11 protein-coding genes and 1 riboswitch are annotated in these 22540 nt (G+C 39.2%); of the genes, 8 read left to right on the top strand and 3 right to left on the bottom strand.

The window, feature by feature from the left end; all coding sequences use genetic code 11:
* Nucleotides 1-2: 2 nt before the first annotated feature.
* On the bottom strand, nucleotides 3-3395 hold the full coding sequence (gene ileS / locus HQN86_RS14635; RefSeq protein ID WP_172661646.1) for an isoleucine--tRNA ligase: 3393 nt from the start codon (nucleotides 3393-3395) through the stop codon (nucleotides 3-5).
* A gap of 217 nt (nucleotides 3396-3612) precedes the next feature.
* On the opposite strand from ileS, the gene HQN86_RS14630 reads away from it, so the two are divergent.
* Nucleotides 3613-4161 (top strand): GNAT family N-acetyltransferase, encoded by a 549-nt coding sequence (locus tag HQN86_RS14630; RefSeq protein WP_172661645.1) that lies wholly within the window; start codon nucleotides 3613-3615, stop codon nucleotides 4159-4161.
* A gap of 131 nt (nucleotides 4162-4292) precedes the next feature.
* Nucleotides 4293-6524 (top strand): GH92 family glycosyl hydrolase, encoded by a 2232-nt coding sequence (locus tag HQN86_RS14625; RefSeq protein WP_172661644.1) that lies wholly within the window; start codon nucleotides 4293-4295, stop codon nucleotides 6522-6524.
* A 3-nt stretch (nucleotides 6525-6527) separates the two neighbouring features.
* On the opposite strand, the gene HQN86_RS14620 is transcribed toward HQN86_RS14625, so the two are convergent.
* Complete coding sequence (locus tag HQN86_RS14620) at nucleotides 6528-9068, bottom strand: Kelch repeat-containing protein (RefSeq protein WP_172661643.1); 2541 nt, start codon at nucleotides 9066-9068, stop codon at nucleotides 6528-6530.
* Between the two features lie 180 nt (nucleotides 9069-9248).
* Between HQN86_RS14620 and HQN86_RS14615 the strand changes: the two genes are divergently transcribed.
* The 4 genes from HQN86_RS14615 (at nucleotide 9249) to HQN86_RS14600 (ending at nucleotide 17723) form a co-directional block, all read left to right on the top strand.
* Nucleotides 9249-12374, top strand: a complete 3126-nt coding sequence (locus HQN86_RS14615; protein WP_172661642.1) for a SusC/RagA family TonB-linked outer membrane protein — start codon at nucleotides 9249-9251, stop codon at nucleotides 12372-12374.
* 21 nt (nucleotides 12375-12395) lie between these two features.
* Nucleotides 12396-14420 (top strand): RagB/SusD family nutrient uptake outer membrane protein, encoded by a 2025-nt coding sequence (locus HQN86_RS14610; RefSeq protein WP_172661641.1) that lies wholly within the window; start codon nucleotides 12396-12398, stop codon nucleotides 14418-14420.
* Between the two features lie 18 nt (nucleotides 14421-14438).
* Complete coding sequence (locus HQN86_RS14605) at nucleotides 14439-15143, top strand: DUF3823 domain-containing protein (protein WP_172661640.1); 705 nt, start codon at nucleotides 14439-14441, stop codon at nucleotides 15141-15143.
* 207 nt (nucleotides 15144-15350) lie between these two features.
* Nucleotides 15351-17723 carry an ABC transporter permease gene (locus HQN86_RS14600; protein WP_172661639.1) on the top strand — a complete coding sequence of 791 codons (2373 nt, stop codon included), beginning with the start codon at nucleotides 15351-15353 and terminating at the stop codon, nucleotides 17721-17723.
* An 87-nt stretch (nucleotides 17724-17810) separates the two neighbouring features.
* Here HQN86_RS14600 and HQN86_RS14595 read toward each other — a convergent pair whose 3' ends face one another.
* Nucleotides 17811-19034 carry a sterol desaturase family protein gene (locus HQN86_RS14595; RefSeq protein WP_216854412.1) on the bottom strand — a complete coding sequence of 408 codons (1224 nt, stop codon included), beginning with the start codon at nucleotides 19032-19034 and terminating at the stop codon, nucleotides 17811-17813.
* 322 nt (nucleotides 19035-19356) lie between these two features.
* Nucleotides 19357-19468: riboswitch (SAM riboswitch) on the top strand.
* 84 nt (nucleotides 19469-19552) lie between these two features.
* Between HQN86_RS14595 and HQN86_RS14590 the strand changes: the two genes are divergently transcribed.
* Both HQN86_RS14590 and HQN86_RS14585 read left to right on the top strand, forming a co-directional pair.
* Nucleotides 19553-20689 (top strand): cysteine desulfurase family protein, encoded by a 1137-nt coding sequence (locus HQN86_RS14590; RefSeq protein WP_172661638.1) that lies wholly within the window; start codon nucleotides 19553-19555, stop codon nucleotides 20687-20689.
* Between the two features lie 516 nt (nucleotides 20690-21205).
* Entirely contained in the window at nucleotides 21206-22522 is a 1317-nt protein-coding gene (locus HQN86_RS14585) for a peroxiredoxin family protein (RefSeq protein WP_172661637.1), read from the top strand.
* Nucleotides 22523-22540: the final 18 nt, after the last annotated feature.

Here is a 22540-nt window from a genome sequence, read left to right as displayed (position 1 = left end):
AATTATTGTTTGGCAATCGAAATTTGTAATTCAACATCATCGATTACTATTTTGTTTCCATTATCTAAACTTTCTGTTAATTTAACCTCATCCGCTAAAATTTCCGAGCAAATGTATGTTTTATTTTGAGCTACAGCTGCAGCTACTAAATTATGGTTTTGTAAAGTCACAGTAATTCTATCTGTAACTTCAAAATTAAGTTCTTTTCTTAAATTCTGAATTCTGTTAATTAGTTCACGCGATAATCCTTCCTGTTTCAGTTCGTCAGTTATCGTAACATCAAGAGCAACAGTTAAGTTACCCATATTAGTTACCTGCCATCCTGGTATATCCTCAGCAATGATTTCAACGTCGCTCAACTCGATAACATAATTAGTGCCAGTAATTTGATATTTCCCTTCATTTTCAAACTGACTCAATTGTTCCTGTGTCAAGTTGTTTACTACTTCGGCAACCATTTTCATGTCTTTACCAACCTTAGGGCCTAGCGCTTTAAAGTTAGGTTTGATCTTTTTGGTAATGAAGCCAGCAGTGTCGGTAATATACTCAATATCCTTAATATTCGTTTCTGATAGGATTAATTCTTTAACTAATTCAACCCTTTCAGCAAATTTATTATCAAGTACCGGGATTAGGATTTTAGCCAAAGGCTGACGAACATTGATACTTGTTTTTTTACGCAGCGACAATACCATCGACGATATGTCTTGTGCCAGATGCATGCGTTCATTCAGTTCTGTGTCAATCAAGCTCTGATCAGCTTCCTTAAGTAGGGCAAGATGTACAGATTCAACATTATTAGCAGCATCTCCTGCAGTTAAATTCTGGAATAACCAGTCAGCAAAGAAAGGAGCTATAGGCGACATCAGTTGCGAGATACCGGTTAAGCAAGCATATAAAGTTTCATACGCAGCTTTCTTATCTGCAGTCATTTCGCCCTTCCAGAAGCGGCGGCGTGATAAACGGATGTACCAGTTACTCAAGTGTTCATCCACAAATGACTGAATTGCTCTTGCAGCTTTTGTAGGCTCATAAGCAGCATAGCTTTCATCCACCTCTGCAATTAATGTTTGCAGTAAAGATAGAATCCATCTGTCAAGCTCACTGCGTTCAGCAACTGGAGTGAGCTTGTCCTGGTCTATTTCAAATTTGTCAATATTTGCATAAAGGGCAAAGAACGCATAGGTATTGTAAAGCGTTCCAAAGAACTTGCGGCGTACCTCTGCAATTCCTTCAATATCGAACTTTAAGTTATCCCAAGGATTTGCATTAGATATCATATACCAGCGCGTAGCATCCGGGCCGTACTCTTCCAATGTCTTAAACGGATCAGCTGCATTGCCCAGGCGTTTAGACATTTTCTGCCCGTTTTTGTCGAGTACCAATCCATTTGAAACTACATTTTTATAGGCAATTTTATCAAAAACCAATGCTCCAATAGCGTGTAAGGTATAGAACCATCCACGAGTCTGGTCAACTCCTTCGGCTATAAAATCAGCAGGGAAGTCTTTTTGCTCATCAATTTTATCTTTATTTTCAAAAGGATAATGCCATTGCGCGTAAGGCATTGCGCCAGAGTCAAACCATACATCGATCAGGTCACTTTCACGATTCATAGGTTTTCCCGAAGGTGAAACCAATATAATTCCGTCCACTACATTCTTATGCAGATCTACTAAATCATAATTGGTTTCAGACATGTTGCCGATCTCAAATCCTTTAAAAGGATTTTCTTTCATAAAGCCCGCTTCTATCGACTTTTCTATGGCATTATATAACTCTTCAACAGAGCCAATTAATATTTCTTCTCTTTTGTCTTCCGTTCTCCAGATTGGCAAGGGAATTCCCCAATATCTAGAGCGCGAAAGGTTCCAGTCGTTTGCATTTTTTAACCAGTTTCCAAAACGGCCCTCTCCTGTAGACTTTGGTTTCCAGTTGATGGTCTCGTTCAAATCAAACATCCTGTCCTTAATGTCAGTTACTTTGATGAACCAGGAATCCAGAGGGTAATATAATAACGGTTCATCAGTTCTCCAGCTGTGCGGGTAACTGTGAACATACTTTTCTACCTTAAACGCTTTATTTTCTTCTTTCAGGCGGATAGCAATTTCTACGTCTACTGATTTCTCAGGAGCCTCACCTTCGTTGTAATATTCATTTTTTACATATTTCCCTGCCAGATCACCTACGTGAGCAGTAAATCTTCCCTGCAAGTCTACCAATGGAACCAGAGATCCATTCTCATCCAAAACCAGCATCGGAGGGACCTCAGGTGTGGCTTCTTTAGCTACTTTAGCATCATCGGCACCAAAGGTGGGCGCTGTATGTACAATACCTGTTCCATCTTCTGTAGTCACAAAGTCTCCGGAGATCACACGGAAAGCATTTTCAGGATTTTGGTATGGTAAAGTATAAGGTAAAAGCTGTTCATATTTAACACCTACCAGGTCTGCGCCTTTACACTCCGTTAAAATTTGATAAGGGATCTTTTTGTCACCCTCTTTGAAATTACTGAAATCTTCCTCAGCAGTGCTTTCAAAGTATATTTTATTAAACTGTTTTCCTACCAGGTTCTTGGCTAAGATTACATTTACAGGAAGGTAAGTATATTGATTAAAGGTTTTTACCAGTACATAGTCTATTTTTGGACCTACGGTCAGCGCTGTGTTCGATGGTAGAGTCCATGGCGTTGTTGTCCATGCCATGAAATGTATATCTCCAAACCCTGTCAGGAAAGCAGGTAATGTATCAGGTAACGATTTAAACTGGGCAACTATGGTAGTGTCGGTTACATCACGATAAGCTCCCGGCTGATTTACCTCATGTGAGCTTAATCCTGTTCCCGCTTTTGGAGAGTAAGGTTGGATGGTATAGCCCTTATATAATAAACCTTTATCGTAGATCTGTTTCAAAAGCCACCAAACCGATTCCATATATTTCGACTTATAAGTAATATATGGATCATCCATATCCACCCAATAGCCCATTTTCTCGGTAAGGTCGTTCCATACATCTGTATAACGCATTACGGTTCTTTTGCAAGCCTCGTTATACTCTTCAATTGAAATGGTCTTTCCTATATCTTCTTTGGTGATGCCAAGTTCCTTTTCAGTTCCCAGTTCTACAGGAAGTCCGTGAGTATCCCATCCTGCTTTTCTTTTTACCTGAAATCCTTTAATAGTTTTATAACGGCAGAAAATATCTTTAATAGCACGCGCCATTACGTGGTGAATACCAGGCATTCCATTTGCAGAAGGCGGCCCTTCGTAAAAAGTAAATGGGTTTGATTTTGATCGGGTCGAAATGCTTTTTTCAAAGATGTTCTCCGCTTTCCAAAAATCAAGTATCTCTTTTCCTATTTTCGCTAGTTCTAACTGTTTAAATTCCCTATACATCAATCAAGTATCTCCAAAAATTAAGGATGCAAAGTTAAGTTATTAGAATGAGAAATTGAAGTGTTGTTTAAAGCTTTTAAACAGCCTAGTGCATCTTGATAGCTCCTGGCGGGTGTTTCGGTATTTGCTCGGTTTACCTTGTTCGCAAAAAGTACCTTAAAGAAAATAAATTTGCATTTTCGCAGTTATTAAAATAATACAACATCCCTATTTACTCATGAAAAACCTTGATTTTTCTATTTTTCCCGTAATAAAGACCTCCCGTCTTTTACTTAGAGAATTAGCTGCCCAAGATGCCCTGCAAATTCACATGCTGCGGTCTGATCCTAAAATTGCGGCCATGACTGGCAGAACACCTTCTACTGGTATAGAAGATGCCATGGCTCATATTTATAAGATTGGAAAACTCATAGAGAACAATGCCAGTATTTACTGGGCAATTTCTTTACTTGACAACCCTTCTTTAATCGGAACCATCTGCCTCTGGAATTTTGATGCTGAAAATGCCATTGCAGAGATTGGTTACGAGCTGCTTCCCGATTTTCAGGGAAAAGGATTTATGAGAGAGGCTATTACTGCTGTGATAAAGTACGGATTTGAAGAATTGAAAGTAAAAACAATAACAGCTTTCCCTTCAGCAAATAATATCAGTTCAGTAAAAGTTTTAAAGATGGCTGGTTTTAAAAGAGATAACAAAGTCTATCCGAATTCGCACGGCGATAGTGTAGATAATGTGGTTACGTTTTCTTTAACATTGCCAGAATAACTCAAAAACTGGTATAAATTTTTCATTATTCTATTACAATTAAGGATTTATTATGATGTAATTAATCCCCGATGCTTTATTTGTGTAGTTCACCAAATGTAAACCTATTAATAAACCATCAATTAGAATTCATGAATTTTTTTTATTGCAGAACGAGAACGAAACTTAGTATTTGTATAGTCCTTGCACTTTTCGGAATAACTGACATAGCCAGTGCACAAAGTAAAAACAGTCAAAAGTTAACGGATTTTGTAGACCCATTTATTGGGTCGGGCTCACACGGACACGTTTTTATTGGAGCCAGTGTTCCTTTTGGAGGCGTGCAAATTGGCCCCGATAATTTTTATAAAGGCTGGGACTGGTGTTCGGGATACAATTATCAGGATAGCGTAATCAGAGGCTTTGCGCAAACCCATTTAAGCGGTACCGGAATAGGCGATCTTTCTGATATTGCCATTATGCCTTATACAGGAAGTGTTAAAACAGATAAGGGCCAGGAAAAGGTTCCGGGAAGTGGCTATGCTTCACTTTTTTCCCATAAGAATGAACAAGCAAAACCAGGTTTCTATTCGGTAAAACTGGGAAACGGCGTCAATGTAGAGTTAACCGCGTCCGAGAGGGTAGGTTATCATCGGTATCATTTTCCTGCAGGAAAAGAGGCACATGTGATCATCGATTTAAAAGAAGGTATTAATGATCAGTCTACCGATACCCATATTGAGCAGGTTGATGATTTTACATTCAAAGGTTATCGTAAATCATCTGGCTGGGCTAAAGATCAATGGATCTATTTTGCCATAAAATCGTCAGTAGCCATAAAGAACTTTGCATTATACAATAACAATACGCTTTTAAAAGATAAGGAGGCAACTGGTAAAGCAATAAAGGGGCTCTTTAATTTTGATCAGGCACCTGCTCTTTTAGAACTTAAGGTTGGAATATCGCCTGTAAGTTCAGAAAATGCACTTGATAATATCACTGCAGAAATCCCAAAATGGAACTTCGAGCAGATCGTAAAACAAGCAGATGATAAATGGAACAAGGAACTATCCAGGCTTACGGTTGAATCTAAGAACATCACAGAAAAGAAAATCTTTTATACAGCGATGTATCACACTATGATCAACCCATCATTGTTCAATGATCATAATGGCGATTATCGTGGCGCCGATAAAAAGGTATATAAAAGTGGCTCGTTCGCTAATTACAGTGTTTTTTCAACCTGGGATACTTATCGGGCAGCTCATCCGCTCTATGTACTTACACAGCCTAAACGTGCTGCTGATATGATAAATTCAATGCTGGCCATTTATGATCAGCAAGGGCATTTACCAATCTGGCACCTTATGGGAAATGAAACAGGTACAATGGTAGGTATGGCAAGCAGACAGATTGTTGCCGAGGCCTATCTTAAGGGGATAAAATTTGATGGCGAAAAGGCCTTTGAAGCTTTAACAAACAGTTCAGAAGTGAATTTACTTGGCCTGGAGTATGCTAAAAACTTTCAGGTAATACCTAGTGATAAAGAAGGAGCTTCAACCGCCAAAGGAATGGAATATGCAATAGGGGACGGAAGTATTGCACTAATGGCGCAAAAAATGGGAAAGGGAAATGAGTATAACAACTTCAAAAAACGTGCTGAGAACTATAAGCTATACTTTGATCCGGCTGATAAATTCTTTAAAGGAAAACTATCAGACGGCAGCTGGACTCCTGGCTTTGATCCGTTTAAAAGTAAAAACGTACTTTACTCAGAAGGAAATGCCTGGCAATACAACTGGCTTGTTCCTCAGGATGTAAACGGTTTAATCGGTTTGCTGGGCGGTAAAGAAGCCTTTAATCAGCGGCTTGATCAATTTTTTACACTACCATTTCAGGACGAGGGAGGGTTGGAGGATATGACGGGGCTGATTGGGCAGTATGCTCATGGAAATGAGCCTGGGCACCACATTCCTTATCTGTACAACTACGGTGGACAGCAATGGAAAACGGCTGAAAAGGTAAGACATATTTTAAAAGAAATGTATCATGATCGTCCAGATGGCATCATCGGAAATGAAGACTGCGGACAAATGTCGGCATGGTATGTATTTTCGTCTTTAGGGTTCTACCCTGTATTTCCGGCCTCTGGAACTTATGCCATCGGGAGTCCGTTATTTGACAAAGCCACAATTAATTTAGAGGGCGGAAAAAAATTCATTGTTGAATCTGTAAGCAACAGCGACAAGAATATTTATATCCAAAGCATTCTATTGAACGGGAAAAAATATGAGGAAAGCTATTTACAGCATGCCGATATTATGAAAGGTGGTACACTAAAAATTACAATGGGAAGTAAGCCAAACTATAATTACGGCAAATAACCATTACCCCAGTATTTCCTGAAAGGTTTTATTAAAGCTTTCTGCATAAATGGCTTTATATTCTTTATTGAAATTCTCGAATATAGATTTAGCCAGAGAGTGCTTACCTAAAAATACAAGAGCCTGGCATTTAATTGCCATGGCTTCTTCATTTACCGGATCAAAGTTAAATACACAATCCGCTAAAGATATTAAAAATTCAGGATCATCCGAGATCTTCATGCTTGCCGCCATATGGAGGTAAGTATCGATGATCTCGTTTGAAATTTCATACTTCAAAGGATCCAGCCAGCTGTATTCTGCATTTGAAAGAAACCCACCCCGAGATACAATTTTTGTAAGATCTATGATCTTGTTTTTGTTGATGTCGGTTTTGCTTTTAACAATATTCAGATATTCTTTATAGTCTATTCTGATCTTGTCGTAATCGATCAGCATTTTCCAGTAACCGGTCTCTTTAGATATCTCACAGCTATCCATGCTTTCCAGAAGCAGCTTCAGCTTTGCAATACTAACAGATCTGTTATTCCTGGCGCTGCCAACAGACTTGTCGGCCCATAAAATCTCTTCCAGTTTTTCTGAACTAACGCCTCGTCCCCAGCGCACGGTAAACAATAATATTAGCAGGAAAAGCTCTTTTATTACTGGGGTAAAGAGCTTGGTAATATCTTTTCCTTCTCTGTCAAATAGCTGAAGGTCGCCAAACAGAAACATGGTATTTCTTATATCATCAGGCATATCAGTATTTTCTTGCTTTATGTTTACCAGTTCAGGTTCTTTAAGGGTTATTACCGGTACTTTAACTGAGGGCTTAGCTAATGTCTTTTTGTTTCTGATTCGTTTGTATCCTAAATATAACATGCACAGAATTAGCGCTCCTGAAATTACCATATACCAGTTTATTGTAAAACGGGGTGGGGTATTGTGCACTGCCTGTTGTATTTCGGGAGGGGCATGTAAAGTATAGATCTTAACGGAGGAACTGTTTGCTTTCTGATCATAATAAAGCAATACGGCTACAAACTTTTTGCTAACCTTACAATAATACAAGTCTGCAAACGATGATATGTCGTGGAAAGTATAAGGAATGCGGCTGCCTACAAATTCATAGGAAGGATTTTTAAGCGATCCCTTGATCATAGCCAAAGAAGAATTAAATATGTGGTTTACAAACGTGAGGGCATAAAAAGATTGTTCCTTCTCATCAATAACCATGGAGTTTGCGAAAGCGAATTCTTCCTTTCCGGGATTCAGCTCAAATAGCTTTTTGAAAGTTTTGTGTTCAACATCATAAAAGCTGAGGTCGTAGAGGTTCTTTGGATTCAGAATCTGCTGACCGGTCGTACTTCCATATCCTCCAAGTATGTAAGCGCCGTTTTTCGTTGCACCCAGTGCAGCAAGGTAGCGTGGAGTAAAATCTCCGCTTGTTTTAACCGAACTTAGTTTTTTATCTTTAAAATGATAGCGCTGAACATCTCGTTTATAGTTATAATGTCCATAGCCCCCAATAAAATACAGACTGTTGTCATTTGCAGAGTAGAACTTGTTTAAATGCCAGAAATTTGTAGGTACGTTTTCGCCAGTATACTTGCTATCCCATGTGTTATTGCTAAAATTGAACCCACTCATTAGTGAAAAATCTACATAGAAATTTAATAGCCCCAGTTCATTTTGATAAATAGATTGATTTCCATAAAGCATTGGCTGCAATCCGGATTTATAATCGGCGATAGTTGTTTTTTCCGTTTTTACATCGTAAGTCTGCAAGGATTTTTCAGTTACTACAAATACCCGTTCGCGATCAGCATCAAAGGCAACACTTGCCGATCCTGCAACCTCAGCAGATTTAACGAGTTCCCATTCAATGTGCATTTTTCTAATCCAGTTCGGATTAATTACTCCGGCATTTTTTCCTTTAATCTTTTCTGTTGCACTTAATCCGGTATATTCATTTAATGGCCAGTGATGTGTTAGCTTGTCATCCTCAGTTATTTTTATCTCTTTGATCTTCATTGGCGGCACATCCTTCACTTCATGTTCCTTATAATTATTGGCACCAAAGCAGATTCTGTAACAATTCTTTTTTAAGGGGATTTTCTCACGATAAACTTTGCCATCAGCGGTAAGAACCAGTTCCTGGTTTTCCTGATCAAACTTGAGCTTTATGTTGTACCAGTTTTTAAACAGCTTGTCTAGTTTTATATCGAACTCAATGTTCGACATCTTATCACCTATAACCAACTTAAGATGGTTTTTTGCCTCCAGGCTTTTATCGTATATAAGGTCGATGTTTCGTTTTTCCTGATCTACAATTCGGAATATATAACCAAAGTAATCGGTATGGCCTGTCATAAAAGAAAAATCGAACGATAGCTCAAAGGTGTTATTGAAACATAGTGGATCAGCAGCGGTCAGGTCCAGTCCTGTTCTTTTTTCCTGTATAGTCTCATGCCCCGTAAAACAAAGGCCATAATACTGTGCATTTGTGATCTTCGGAGTTATAAAAAGAAAGGCAAAACAAGTCAGGTAGAATTTTAATCCCATAGTCATATCTGGTCTCGCTAAGATAAGCAAATTTGGCAAATCCCCTTCCAATATAGCTTCTATGTGGAATATGAAATTTTTTCTAAGATTTTTTCTCCAACTAAGACATTTTTAAGCCTTTTTTAAGGCTATTAAATTACTTAGTGTTTAAATAAACCAAATATTAAACCAAAACTAAGTATGAAAAGACTACTATTTTTCTTACTCGCATGTTGTATTACAACCTATACATATGCGCAGAACATTACCGTAAAAGGTAAGGTTACGGATGCCGCCGGCGGGCCTTTAATTGGTGCCGCGATAAAAGTGAAGGGAAGTTCAGGAGGAACTTCAGCCGACAATAACGGAGAGTTTTCTATCTCTGTTCCCACAGGTTCTTCTCTGTTAATTTCCTTTGTTGGTTTTCAACCTAAAGAAGTGCAGGTTACAAGCGGCGGGCCATTAAATATTATACTTTCTGACAGCGGTAACAGCCTTGGAGAAGTGGTTGTTGTAGGGTATGGTACACAGAAAAAAGCCACCCTTACCGGATCCATTGCCTCTGTTTCCAATGCCGAGATCTCAACAACCAAAACACAGAACGTACAGAACATGCTAACCGGTAAAGTTCCCGGGCTTCGTGTTGTACAAAGAACATCAGAGCCTGGTGTTTTTACCAATCAATTTGATATCCGGGGCTTTGGTAATCCGTTAATTGTTATTGATGGGGTACCGCGCGATAATATTACTCGTCTTGATCCTAATGAGATCGAGAGTATTTCAGTTCTAAAAGATGCAGCTGCTGCGGTGTATGGAGTAAGAGCTGCTAATGGGGTTGTACTCGTAACCACCAAAAAAGGGAAATCTGGCAAGCCGGAAATTACTTATGCTGCTTATTATGGTCAGCAAACACCAATCGGATTGCCTGAGCCTGTAGGTGTAATTGACCGTTTCACGCTAATGAACGAGAAGACCATGCATAGAGTTGATGGACCTGTACTAACGTATAACGATGAAGATTTTGCCCCTTATCGTAATGGAACAAAAACAGGTACCAACTGGTATGACATGACAATGCGTGATTTTGCACCTCAGTTCCAGCAAAACCTTAGTGCCAGTGGCAGTTCAGGTGATACTAAGATAGATTATTTCATTAACCTTGGTTATGCCAGGCAAGAAGGAATCTGGAAAAGCAATTCCTTAAAATATGACAGGTATAATCTGCGCTCTAACTTAAACGCCCAGATCTCTAATCGTTTAAAAGCCTCTTTAAAACTTAACGGTATTTTAGAGAATAAAATGAATCCTAAAGTTCCTTCCTGGCAGCTGTTTTCGCAATTATGGAGAGCACAGCCAAACGAAACCTATTATGCAAATAATAATCCTGATTATCTGTATAAGCCAGTTTTCGAACATCCCGGAGCAAATTCAGATAGTGATTTATCGGGTTACCAAAAAGACCAGAACAGCTGGTTACAGAGCCAGTTTTCATTAGACTATCAGGTGCCATATCTTGATGGATTAACCGCAAGGGGATTGTTCTCGTACGATGCCAGAAATAACAATTTTAAGGATTATAGAAAAGGTTATAACGTATATGATTATAATGCAGCAAGCGATTCTTATACCGCCTATAATAAGAATGGTCCCGATCAGTTGCTTAGAAGGTATAGCACAACACCTAACTCATTATTGCAACTCTCGTTGAATTATGTAAAAAGTATAAAGAAACATAACATAAACGCCTTAGTACTCTACGAAGAAGGTACTTCGAGTGCCGATAATTTTTTTGCACAGCGTGATCTTGCCTTGCCTGTTGAATACCTATTTGCCGGAAAAGCACTAGGCCAGGTGGCAAATACCAATATTGACGGTGTATCTGAAACAGCAACCAGAGCTGTAATAGGCAGATTGAACTATGATTTTTCAGGGAAATACCTTGCCGAGTTTAGCTTTCGTTATGATGGTTCTTCGAGGTTTTCTGATAAGAAACAATTTGGGTTCTTTCCGGGTGCTTCTGTTGGATGGCGCATATCTGAAGAATCTTTCATGAAAAATAATTCATCACTGTCATTTATCGATAACCTGAAAATCAGGGCGTCATATGGTATTATGGGCGATGATGGAAACGTAAGGTATCAGTTCCTTTCGGGCTACGATTATCCGTTTAATGGAAACAGAGAAGCACTTGGTGGGGGTTATATGTTTGATGGCGGTTTTGTTAACTCAGTTGGCTTTAGAGCAGTACCAAATCCAGACCTCACATGGGTAGAGGTTAAAACAACCAATATCGGGTTAGATGCTGAATTGTGGAAAGGCAAACTTGGGATTACATTTGATGCATTTAAACGCCGCAGGGATGGACTTTTAGGCAACCGTTTGGTAACTGTACCCGGTTCATTTGGTGCAAATATGCCACAGGAAAACCTGAATAGTGATGAAACGCGCGGGCTTGAACTTGCATTAAGTCACAGAAATAGGTTCGGAGAGCTGGGCTATAACATCAGCGGAAATGTATCGTTAACACGTACTAAAATTATTTATGAAGAACTTGGACGTGCAGGAAATTCACAGGAAAACTGGAGAAACAACAAACTCAACCGCTATAATGATGTATGGTTTGGCTTTGGGTATGTAGGACAGTTTCAATCATTTGAGCAGATTGCCAATTATAACCAGTTTACCGGTAGAGGTACACTTCCTGGCGATTACATTTACGAGGATTGGAACGGCGACGGGACTTTTGATGATCTGGACCGTTATCCAGTTGCTACTGCCATTAATCCAAACAGTACCAGTGCTGATGGAAACGATGCCCGGCATAACTATCCATTGCTAAATTTTGGGCTTAACCTTGGTTTCGATTACAAGGGTTTTGATCTGAACCTGCTTTTCCAGGGCGGCGCAATGTCTTATGTTTCCTATCCTGAAGCCTTTAGAGAGCCATTGGCCTTCGATGGAAATGCGCTGGATATGTTTATGGACAGATGGCATCCTGTTGATCCCAAAGCAGATCCTTATGATCCCGCCAATAAATGGGTACAAGGATACTACGCTTATACGGGAACGGTTATTAACGACAATTCGCGCAGGGCGATTCAAAATGGTGCTTATATGCGTTTAAAGAGCGCTGAGCTTGGTTATTCACTTCCTAAAAAAATACTTACAAAAATAGGGATACAAGGATTACGCGTATATGCCAACGGATACAACCTGCTAACCATTACGAAGATTAAAGGATTAGACCCCGAGCGCCCTTCAGAACTTTATGGGTACATCTATCCAATCAGCCGTACAATTAATTTCGGAACAAGCATTAGCTTTTAATAAGGATCCAGACAAATGATTATGAAACAATTAAAATATATAGCATTTATGCTTCTTTTTGGAGCAGTATGCGCTTGTAATAAACTGGACATTGCCCCTGTAAATATTGTACAGGATAAGGATCTGTTCACAGATGCGGGAATGCAGGCCTATATGGCCGCTCTCTATAGCCGCATGCCTATTGAGGATTTTAAATACAGTGCCGGCGATGGCACAGAAGGGTTTAATACCTGGAATCAAATCGCCTTACCCATGTTAAATACCGGAGAAAATGCCAATCGAAACAACGGAGGTTTTGTAAATCCTGCCAGAGGGTACTGGAAAAGCGGTTACCAGGTTATTCGCTATTCCAACTATCTGATCGAAAATTTACCTGCTTATGCCGCGTCACTAACACAGCCAAAGGTTGATAAATGGATAGCTGAAGCACGTTTTATTCGTGCTTTTACATATTTTGCTTTGGTAAAGCGTTACGGAGGAGTACCTATTACAAGTCAGGTTCAGGCTTTAAATGCCAACGTAGAAGAATTGCAGATTCCAAGAAGCAGTGAACAGGAAGTTTATGATTTTATACTGGCAGATCTTGATTATGCCATTACAAACATGAATGAGGCAAGTGAGCAAAAGGGACGTGTAAATAAGAATATTGCTGCGGCATTTAAATCGCGCGTTGCACTTTTTGCCGGTTCAAAGGCCAGATATGGTACTCAATATGTTGTTGATGGCATAATGCTTAATGGCATTCCGGCGGCAAAGGCCAATGATTATTTTAAATTAAGCTTTCAGGCTGCAAAAATGATTGAAGGTAAGTATTCTCTTTATAAAAAAACATGGTCGCCCACAGATAAAATTGCTTCTGCAAATAATTATGCTGCACTTTTTCTGGACACGGAGAGTCCCGAAACGATCTTCTCAAAAGGTTATTCCTTTGTAGAAAATGTACATAGTTTCGATGCAGTTTATTCGCCGCCACACATGACTTCAACTTATGGCGATCGTTTTAATCCTACTTTGGATTATGTAGAGCTTTTTGATGGATTGCCAAAGAATTCACGTGGCGAGATACAGACCACTAAGCCTGATGGAACCTATATCGTATATGATTATGTAGAACAGCTTTTTGAAAATTGCGAGCCAAGGTTAAGAGGCACAGTTTTATTGCCGGGCCAGGCTTTTAAAGGACTACGTACCGATCTTCGTCGCGGAACATTTATCGAAAGTATAGATCCGGCCACCCCTATACAAAAGTTGGTGCCAGAGGGTTCAACAGCAGCTTATTCTTCCAATCCATTTTATAATCCAAACGTAAAACAGGCAGGAACATGGAATAGTCAGGTGCCAATTGTATTGTCTACTGGGCAGTCAATTAACCCTACTGGTCTGGATGGCCCAACTTCTTCAAACAATGCCACCGTTACCGGTTTTCATGGACGTAAATATCTAAATCCAAATGTTTCAGCGGCGCTTACCAAACTCCATGAGTCTACTCAGTCGTGGATTGAAATCAGATATGCAGAAGTATTGCTAAACCGTGCCGAAGCAGCGTTAGAACTTGCACAGCATGGTGTAAATAACTTAGACGGTGTTGACCTTCAAAATGATGCTTTTGTACAAATCAATGCCATTCGTGAGCGGGCAGGAGCGGTATTGTTAACAGATCAGGGCGAGCTTTCTGCAGGTGCGGCACTTGCACCGGGAACCGGTGTTGGGTCATATGTACTGGCGCCAACAAGAGGATTGCAGCTTGTAAGGATAGAGCGCAGAAAGGAACTTGCTTTTGAGCATAAGCTTTGGTGGGACATGCTGAGATGGAGAACTGCCGATCTGGAAGTTAATTCGAGAATCTGGAGAAAGCTTAATCCCTTCCTGTTTGCTAAAGGATCGGTTCCTGAAGCGCCAGATTATGTAAAGGGCAAGTATATTTTTGATGCCAGACTGGAAGAGCGCAATTCAAGATTTACCGTGGCTACTAAATATTATTATGAAGCTATTCCGGGTGCTGAGATTGCAGCAAATCCTAAGCTAAAACAAAACGAACAGTATTAACCATTACAGAAATCAGGTATGAAAAAGATATTATTTATGTTATTGTTTTTTGCAGGAGTGGCAGCATTGCATTCCTGTAAAATTGACGATTATGAGGCTCCTTCGGCAGTATTGCAAGGAACAATCCTTGACGATAAAGGACAGGGTTTACAGGCTGAACAAGGCCAGGGGAACACCAGAATCAGAATGGAAGAACTGAGCTGGAGCAGTACACCAACCCCCATGTTTTTAAATATTAAACAAGATGGTAGTTATATAAACAACAAGTTATTTGCCGGCAAATATCGCATTAGCCCAATTGAGGGTCCCTTTTATCCGGTAACAGCAGAGGAAATTGATGTCAAGGGTACAACAACCCACGATTTTCATGTAGTGCCGTATGTAGTTGTAGAATGGGTGGGTGATCTGGTAGTTACCGCCGACAAAAAGATCTCTGCTAAATTTAAGTTTAACAGAAATGAGGCGCCAGCCGGACAAACCAAACCTACCGTTGCTGATTACAGGTTGTTCGTGTCAACTACAAAGTATGTAGGCAACAATAATTTCGATCCTGCAAATGGTCTGGTAACCGTTATCCCAAATGAAAATACCGAAGTTGCCATCACCACAAATGCAGCAATGAAATATGCCACTACTTACTATGTGAGGGTAGGCGTAAGGGTAAATGATAATTTCAAAAAGTACAATTATACCACAGTAAAAGAGATAACAGTAACCCCATAATTTATTAGGTTAGTTAGTTAAGCGGCGAGGGCTTTGGCTTCCTGAGCCGCTTTTCTTATTTAAAACCTAACTGTACATTTATGTACATAGATTGTACGGAAATGAACAATAAATCGCCGGCATAAATATAAATGGCCGATATTTAGGTGTATGGAGTTGTTTCTGAGAATGGCATATCTTTGGCGTAAGAGATGAAAAACCCCGGATATGTTTTTAATCAACTTTAGAATAGCTTTAAGAAACCTTTGGAAAAATAAAGGTTTTTCTCTGATCAACATTGGAGGGTTAGCCATTGGTATGACCTGTTGTTTAATGCTCCTGATGTATGTGGGTTACGAATGGAGTTATGATAAACAATTTAAGGATATAGACCGTATATATGCTGCTAAACTTACCCTAAATGTAAATGGGAAACTTTTAACAACAGACGCAACCCCAAATAAGCTTGCAGGTGCTGCTTTGGTAAGCTTGCCCTCGGTAGAAACTGCCAGTAGGATAGCTATGGGCGAGTCAACGAAATTATTTGGTACTGCCAATAACAATTTTAAGTTGACTACCCTAAATGTTGACCCTGGCTTTTTGAAGATATTTGATTACAAGTTTATTCAGGGAAACCCCGAAACAGCTTTAAGCGAACCCAATTCGGTTTTACTTACTGCCTCAGCGGCTAAGAGGCTATTTGGAAGTGTGAACGTTTTAGGCAGCAGCGTAAAGTGGGATAATAGTAAGATCCTGAAGGTCTCTGCGGTAGTAGAAGATCTGCCAAAGAACATGACCCATCAATTCGAAGCACTGCAACCCTGGTCATTTTTTGAGCAGGAACATCCCGGAGAGAAGGACAATGGTTGGGGAAGCATTACCTGCTTTACTTTATTCAAGTTAAAAGACAAAGCTAGCTTCGAGGTTACAGATGCTGGAGTAAGACAGTTGATTAAGAAAAATGATAAGGAGACTACTCTCCAGGCTTTTCTTTTTCCCTTTGGCAAATACCATCTTTATGATCATTTTGAAAATGGTAAGTCAGCTGGAGGAAGGATTGATCAGGTAAGGCTGTTCATTTTTCTGGCGTTCTGTGTTCTGCTAATTGCCTGCATTAATTATATGAACCTTTCAACTGCACGATCAGAAAAACGTGCAAGAGAAGTAGGAGTGCGCAAGGCACTTGGCGCTTCCAGAAAAACGCTGATTGGTCAGTTCGTAATGGAGTCACTTGTGCTTTCATTAATTGGTATTTTGATTGCATTTGTACTGCTAGAGGGTGTGCTGCCCTATTTTAATAATCTGCTGGATATCTCTATCCAAATCAATTACAAGTCACCCTACACATGGGTAACACTACTCTCGCTAATCTTATTCACAGGTGTGCTTGCAGGAAGCTATCCCGCGTTTTATTTGTCATCTTTTACACCTGTAAAGGTATTAAAAGGCTTTACCGGAATAGGTAAGTCCTCATTGCCGATGCGCAAAATACTTGTTGTGGTGCAGTTTACCATCTCAATTTGTATGATCGTTTGTGCTATTGTGATCTATTCCCAAATCCAATTCATGAAAAATAAGCCGTTAGGGTTTAACGAGAATAACCTGGTGCAACTGGATCTGGAAGGCGAGTGGTTAAAGCTGCAGAAGCTGGAGATCTTTAAAGCGGAGCTAAAAAATGCTGGCGCGATTGTTTCGGCAACAGAATTTGCAAGTTCATTTACTCAGGGAGGCACCATAACCGGAGATATTAGCTGGCCAGGTAAGGCGGCAAATGATAATTCTATAATAGATTATCGAAGTACAGGTTTCGATTTTGTAAAAACGATAGGTACGACTATGGTGATGGGAAGGGATTTCTCACCTAAATTTGTTGCTGATACAGCAACATCATTACTGCTAAATGAAAGTGCCGTGAGAACGATGGGGCTTAAAAATCCGGTGGGCTCTAAAATTACCTGGGGCGATCAATCGCTAAATGTAATTGGTGTTGTTAAAGATTATACAAACGAACAGCTGGGTGCAAAGTCAAAACCTACCGTATTTTATTGCAACATTGCTCAAAGCAAAGTATTGCTGCTTCGTCTTAATCCGGATCAATCGCTAAGCAAATCAGTTCAGTCTATCAAAGACATTAGCCTTCGACTTAATCCTTCTTATCCCGCAGATCTCCAGTTCGTTAACCAGGGTATGCAGCAGAAGCTAAAAACAGAGCGATTGCTCAGTGTGCTTTCTAATCTGTTTGGTTGTTTTGCTATTTTTATCTCTTGTTTAGGCCTGCTAGGGCTTGCTTTATATATTGCGGAGCAGAGAAGTAAAGAAATCAGTATCAGAAAGGTTCTTGGTGCCGATTTGAAAAGTATTCTTGTTCTATTGAACAAGGATTTTATAAAACTGGTTATTCTATCAAATATGATTGCTATTCCAGCTGCTTATATTATTGCGGTAAGGTGGCTGCAGAAATATGACTATAAAGTTGCCATGACTGCCTGGCCGTTTTTAATTGCTTTATTTTTGTCTGTATTTATTGCCATACTTACAGTAAGCTTTCAAACCGTCAAGGTTGCAAAGGCAAATGCGGTTGATGCATTAAAATATGAGTAAGTTCTGAAACAAGTTCAACAAACATTGTTCCGTCATCTCGACGATAGGAGAGATGACGACGGCCCTTTTGTATTTTTAACATGCCGCTTAAACTTTATCGTACCTAAGCACATAGTGACGGTACAAATGACTAATCCGAAATAGTTGCTCTGCAATGAATAGCAGCACTACTAAAGGCAGCAGTAATTCCATATGGTCCGACTTCCAGAAAACATAGATAAATACAGTTAACAGGCGGGTATACTCTAGGTAGTAAATCCATTTTCTTTGTTCCATTAAGGCTCCGCAGTTAATCAATGTAAGCAGAACAAACATAACAATAAACAACTTATCTACGGTCTCAAAGTAGGGATATAAGCCGGTAATGAACGTTAACAGAATTACGCTGACAATTATTTGTATGTTTAAATAACCTCTGAATTTAAAACGATAAGAAGAGGATGCTTTGTGTTGCAGGTATCTCTTTTCAAGCATTGGCCTGATTTCCTGATCCAGTCTGGAAGGGTGACCAAAGATGATTTTTAATTTGGTCTTTACCTCGGGTACCTTTTTACACGCCGCTAAAATTTCGAGGTAGTAATGGAAGTGCTGCCATAAGAAACTATAACTTTTTACAGGATGTGTAAGGCCATACTTAGGTGGTTCCTCTTCCCTTTGGAATGTTCCAAAGATTTTGTCCCAGAAAACGAATACATCTCCATAGTTCTTATCAAGATATTTCTCATCGCTGGCATGGTGAACCCCATGAATGGAAGGTGTAACCAGAATATATTCCAGCCAGCCTAAATTTCTGATCAGCTGAGTATGGGTAAAGAAGGAATAGGCCCCATGAACAACAAGAATAGCGATCACCATGGTAGGATGAAATCCCAGCAGCGGTATAACGCACCAAAAAAGATTTCTGATCAGGGCTTGAAAAACGGTAATCCTGGCGGATACTGTAAAGTTAAATTCTTCGCTTTGATGATGTACGATATGGGCTGCCCAAAGGATATTTACCTCATGACCGAGTCTGTGGTACCAATACCAAACAAGATCTGTAACCAGGATCAGTAATACCCATACCCACCAAACATTGGGTATGCTGAAAAGTGCATAGTTGGTGTAAATCCAAAAGAACAAGCTGTAGAAACTTGCTGATATAAAGAGATTGAGAAGCCTTTCGGCAATACCTATACTGAGGTTGGAAATGGAACTTTCATATTTGAACAAATGCGCCTTTTTTAGCTTTACAGCGATCCCATACTCTAAAAAAAGAAACACAAAAAAAGCTGGGATAGCAAAGGCTAAATAGTTAAAATGACTAATCATAATTTAATTCCTCTTAGCCAAATGTAAATAAATACTACTAAATTGGTAGTATTTATTTTAAACTATATTTTAACGAACCATTCAGTTTCCTTATGCAAGGTTTATACATTCCAAAATTGTATATCTATTGTTTTGCCATTGTGTAACGATTGTTTAAGCATTGTACGAACCCTAATAATAGCTTAATTATCAGCGCTTTAGAAGTAGCCTTTTTTTGAGGTTAAGCAGGCCAATATCAAGGATTAAAATTTATTTTAATAAAGTCTAGTAAATTAGTAGTTTTTATTTATACATTTGCGACTCAATAGTTGTTCTTGTAATTTACTTATCCAGAAAGACAGAGGGAAAGGCCCTACGACGTCTTAGCAACCTGTACCAGCTTTGCTTGTAAAAGGTGCTAATTCCTGCTCCGCTAATGCGGAGAAAGATAAAATGGTAAAGAGTTGTACCTCTTCTGCATAAGCTGACATCACAGAATGATTAATTATAAACGATTAATTAAAAAAGAGGAGGAAGAAATGAGAATTTATCTAGACAATGCTGCAACCACCCAACTGGACAAAGAGGTTTATAAGGAAATTATCCCTTACCTGTTAGAGTATTTTGGCAATCCATCATCACATCATGAAGATGGAAGGATTGTAAAAAGCGCTATTGAAAATGCCAGAAATACCATAGCCGATCTTTTAAATGCTGCACCTAATGAAATTATTTTTACAAGTGGCGGTACTGAGGCCGACAACACAGCTATATTATCAAGTGTGTATTCTGAGCAGGTTAAACATGTAATTACTACTCCATTTGAGCATCATGCAGTTCTGCATACATTAGAAGCACTTAAAAAGCGTGGCGAGATAAGCCTAAGCTTTATAAATACGGATGATAAGGGAAACCTTGATATTGAACATCTACAACAACTATTAAAAAATAAGGAACGCTCATTGGTATCGGTAATGCATGCCAATAACGAAATCGGGAATTTAAACAACATTGAATTAATTGGCGAGCTCTGTTGTAGCAGCAACGCTATTTTTCATTCAGATACGGTTCAGACCATTGGACACTATCGCCATGATCTGTCAAAATTGAAAGCACATTTTATAGCTGCATCAGCACATAAATTTCATGGGCCAAAAGGTGTAGGATTTATTTACTGTAAAAATGGGATCCAGCTTTCGAAGTTAATCCATGGCGGATCTCAGGAACGCAGGCTACGTGCAGGAACTGAAAATATTCATGGAATTATTGGCCTGGCAAAAGCTTTGGAAATTGCATATCGTGATATTGATGAACACGCAAGGTATATACAGAAACTAAAAGACAGGATGATCTTTAAATTGAAGGCCGAAATTGAAGGGGTACAGTTTAATGGAAATTCGGGCGATGCGGGTAAGAGCCTTTACACCGTTTTAAGTGTTAGCCTGCCACAACATGAAGGTGCTGATGACTTACTGGGATATCTGGACCTGAATAATATTTCTGTGTCTGGAGGAAGTGCCTGCTCTACAGGGTCGGCATCGCATGTGCTCAAAGCAATTAATGCAGATCCATCCCGTCATACGGTTCGCTTTTCATTTAGTAAGTATAATACCATAGAAGAAATAGATTACACCGTTGAAAGGCTCGCTGCAATTTATAATGTGGTAACCATATAATGAGCTTAATGGTAAAAATTAACATCCTGGCTGTGTAGATTGCGTGGCTTTATGCAATGGTGGAAAGTTCATTCAGCTCGCTTTCTGCAACACGCCGGGATGTTAATTAATAAACGTTTAACAATATACAATAACGGCCAATAGAAGGGCCAATTATAACATAAAAAATAAATACTACTAAATTAGTAGATTTTTTTTGAATTGTTATTTCTAAGCATTACCTTTACATCAATCTAATAAAGCTCCACCCCTTAGTAGATGATTTTTATTGCCAACATCTAGTAACTCCACCATTAATAGATGATTTATAAAGTTTTCTAAAAAATGATTTTTAGAAATATAAATTAACTAGTGATATGAAAAATTTAAAATTCTGTTGTTGTATGTGCATGTAGTTTCTACAGCATTCCCTGATTGATTTTCTTGAATTTATTCGTCAGAATCTAATAGCCAGGCTATTGAGGCAGGAATCGTTATGCCCAAAATTCTCTTAAACAACCTAAAAAACCCTATACAATGAACTTAAAAGATTATCTATTTAAAGCTAAATGCCTGTCGGCAGGTATTTTATTGAGTGGTGCAGCACTTGCAGGAACTAAACCTGAACCTGCAAAATTTATTAAAGAAGGCGTATGGCGCGGCGTATTTACCGTAAGCGAATCGCAGGTTCCCTTTAATTTCGAACTAAAAGGAAAAGACCCTCAGCATGCAGTGTTTACCCTTTTAAATGGCACGCGTCGCGATGATTTCCATGTACAGCTAATTGGCAAAGACTCCATATTCGTTAAAATGAACACCTATGATGCTGCTTTAGTAGCCAAAATAGAAGATGATGGAAGGCTAACTGGCGAATACAGAAGTTTGGTGCCTAATTTTAGAGGAAATGCACTTCCTTTTACTGCAGAATATGGCAAGGCATATCGCTTTGTTGAGCCGGGAAAAGACGTGAAGCCAAAAGCAGATTTAAGCGGTAAATGGGAGCTTAAGCTTTATAGTAAAGAAGCAGTTCCGGCTTCTATTGCCGTATTAAAGCAATCGGGCAATAAACTTACCGGCGTGATAATGACCGTTGTTGGCGATAGCCGCGAAATTGAAGGTACTGTACAAGGTGATGAATTTGCTTTATCTGGTTTTACAGGCCCTAGCCCTTTCATTATTAAAGGAAAAATAAATGAAGATGGAACCCTTTCCGGAGAGCAGGGTTTTGGAATTTATAAGAACATCAAATTTGATGCAACCAAAAACAATGTTGCCGATTTACCAGATCCTTATAAACTAACGTTTTTAAAGGAAGGATATAAAAAGCTTGACTTTACTTTTCCTGATTTGAACGGTAAATCTGTCTCGCTAAGCGATGACAAGTATAAAGGCAAGGTAGTTATTGTAGAGATTATTGGTACCTGGTGCCCTAACTGTACAGATCAGACAGTGTTTTTGTCGCCATGGTTTAATAAAAACCAAAAGCGTGGTGTAGAAGCCATAGCAATAGGCTTTGAACAGAAAGACAGTTTGGAGTATGCTAAATATACGCTGGGAAAACTGAGAGATAAATATGATATCAAGTATGACATACTTTTTGGTGGCCTTGCCGATAAAAAGTTGGTAGCTCAAAAACTCCCTGCACTTAACAAGTTCATTGCTTTTCCTACTACTATAATCATAGACAGAAAAGGTGAGGTAAGAGAAATTTATACCGGATATACTGGTACTGTAACAGGTAAGTATTACGATGATTATGAGAAGAAATTTAATAAAGTGCTAGACGAATTATTGGCTGAACCTGAACCAACGGCACAAGCCACGGATACAAGTAACACCTTAAAAGGTAAATAATAGTATAACCATAAAACT

The sequence above is a fragment of the Pedobacter panaciterrae genome, from assembly GCF_013204795.1.
GTDB lineage: Bacteria > Bacteroidota > Bacteroidia > Sphingobacteriales > Sphingobacteriaceae > Pedobacter > Pedobacter panaciterrae.
The sequence above is the reverse complement of the archived record's forward strand: the minus strand, read 5'-3'. Positions and strand labels throughout refer to the sequence as shown.

Excerpts from the sequence above, each read along its gene's own strand:
- HQN86_RS14620 (WP_172661643.1), bottom strand. The coding sequence starts at position 9,068 with ATGGGATTAAAATTCTACCTGACTTGTTTTGCCTTTCTTTTTATAACT.
- HQN86_RS14610 (WP_172661641.1), top strand. The coding sequence starts at position 12,396 with ATGAAACAATTAAAATATATAGCATTTATGCTTCTTTTTGGAGCAGTA.
- ileS (WP_172661646.1), bottom strand. The coding sequence starts at position 3,395 with ATGTATAGGGAATTTAAACAGTTAGAACTAGCGAAAATAGGAAAAGAG.
- HQN86_RS14585 (WP_172661637.1), top strand. The coding sequence starts at position 21,206 with ATGAACTTAAAAGATTATCTATTTAAAGCTAAATGCCTGTCGGCAGGT.
- HQN86_RS14590 (WP_172661638.1), top strand. The coding sequence starts at position 19,553 with ATGAGAATTTATCTAGACAATGCTGCAACCACCCAACTGGACAAAGAG.
- HQN86_RS14595 (WP_216854412.1), bottom strand. The coding sequence starts at position 19,034 with ATGATTAGTCATTTTAACTATTTAGCCTTTGCTATCCCAGCTTTTTTT.
- HQN86_RS14615 (WP_172661642.1), top strand. The coding sequence starts at position 9,249 with ATGAAAAGACTACTATTTTTCTTACTCGCATGTTGTATTACAACCTAT.
- HQN86_RS14605 (WP_172661640.1), top strand. The coding sequence starts at position 14,439 with ATGAAAAAGATATTATTTATGTTATTGTTTTTTGCAGGAGTGGCAGCA.
- HQN86_RS14600 (WP_172661639.1), top strand. The coding sequence starts at position 15,351 with ATGTTTTTAATCAACTTTAGAATAGCTTTAAGAAACCTTTGGAAAAAT.
- HQN86_RS14630 (WP_172661645.1), top strand. The coding sequence starts at position 3,613 with ATGAAAAACCTTGATTTTTCTATTTTTCCCGTAATAAAGACCTCCCGT.
- HQN86_RS14625 (WP_172661644.1), top strand. The coding sequence starts at position 4,293 with ATGAATTTTTTTTATTGCAGAACGAGAACGAAACTTAGTATTTGTATA.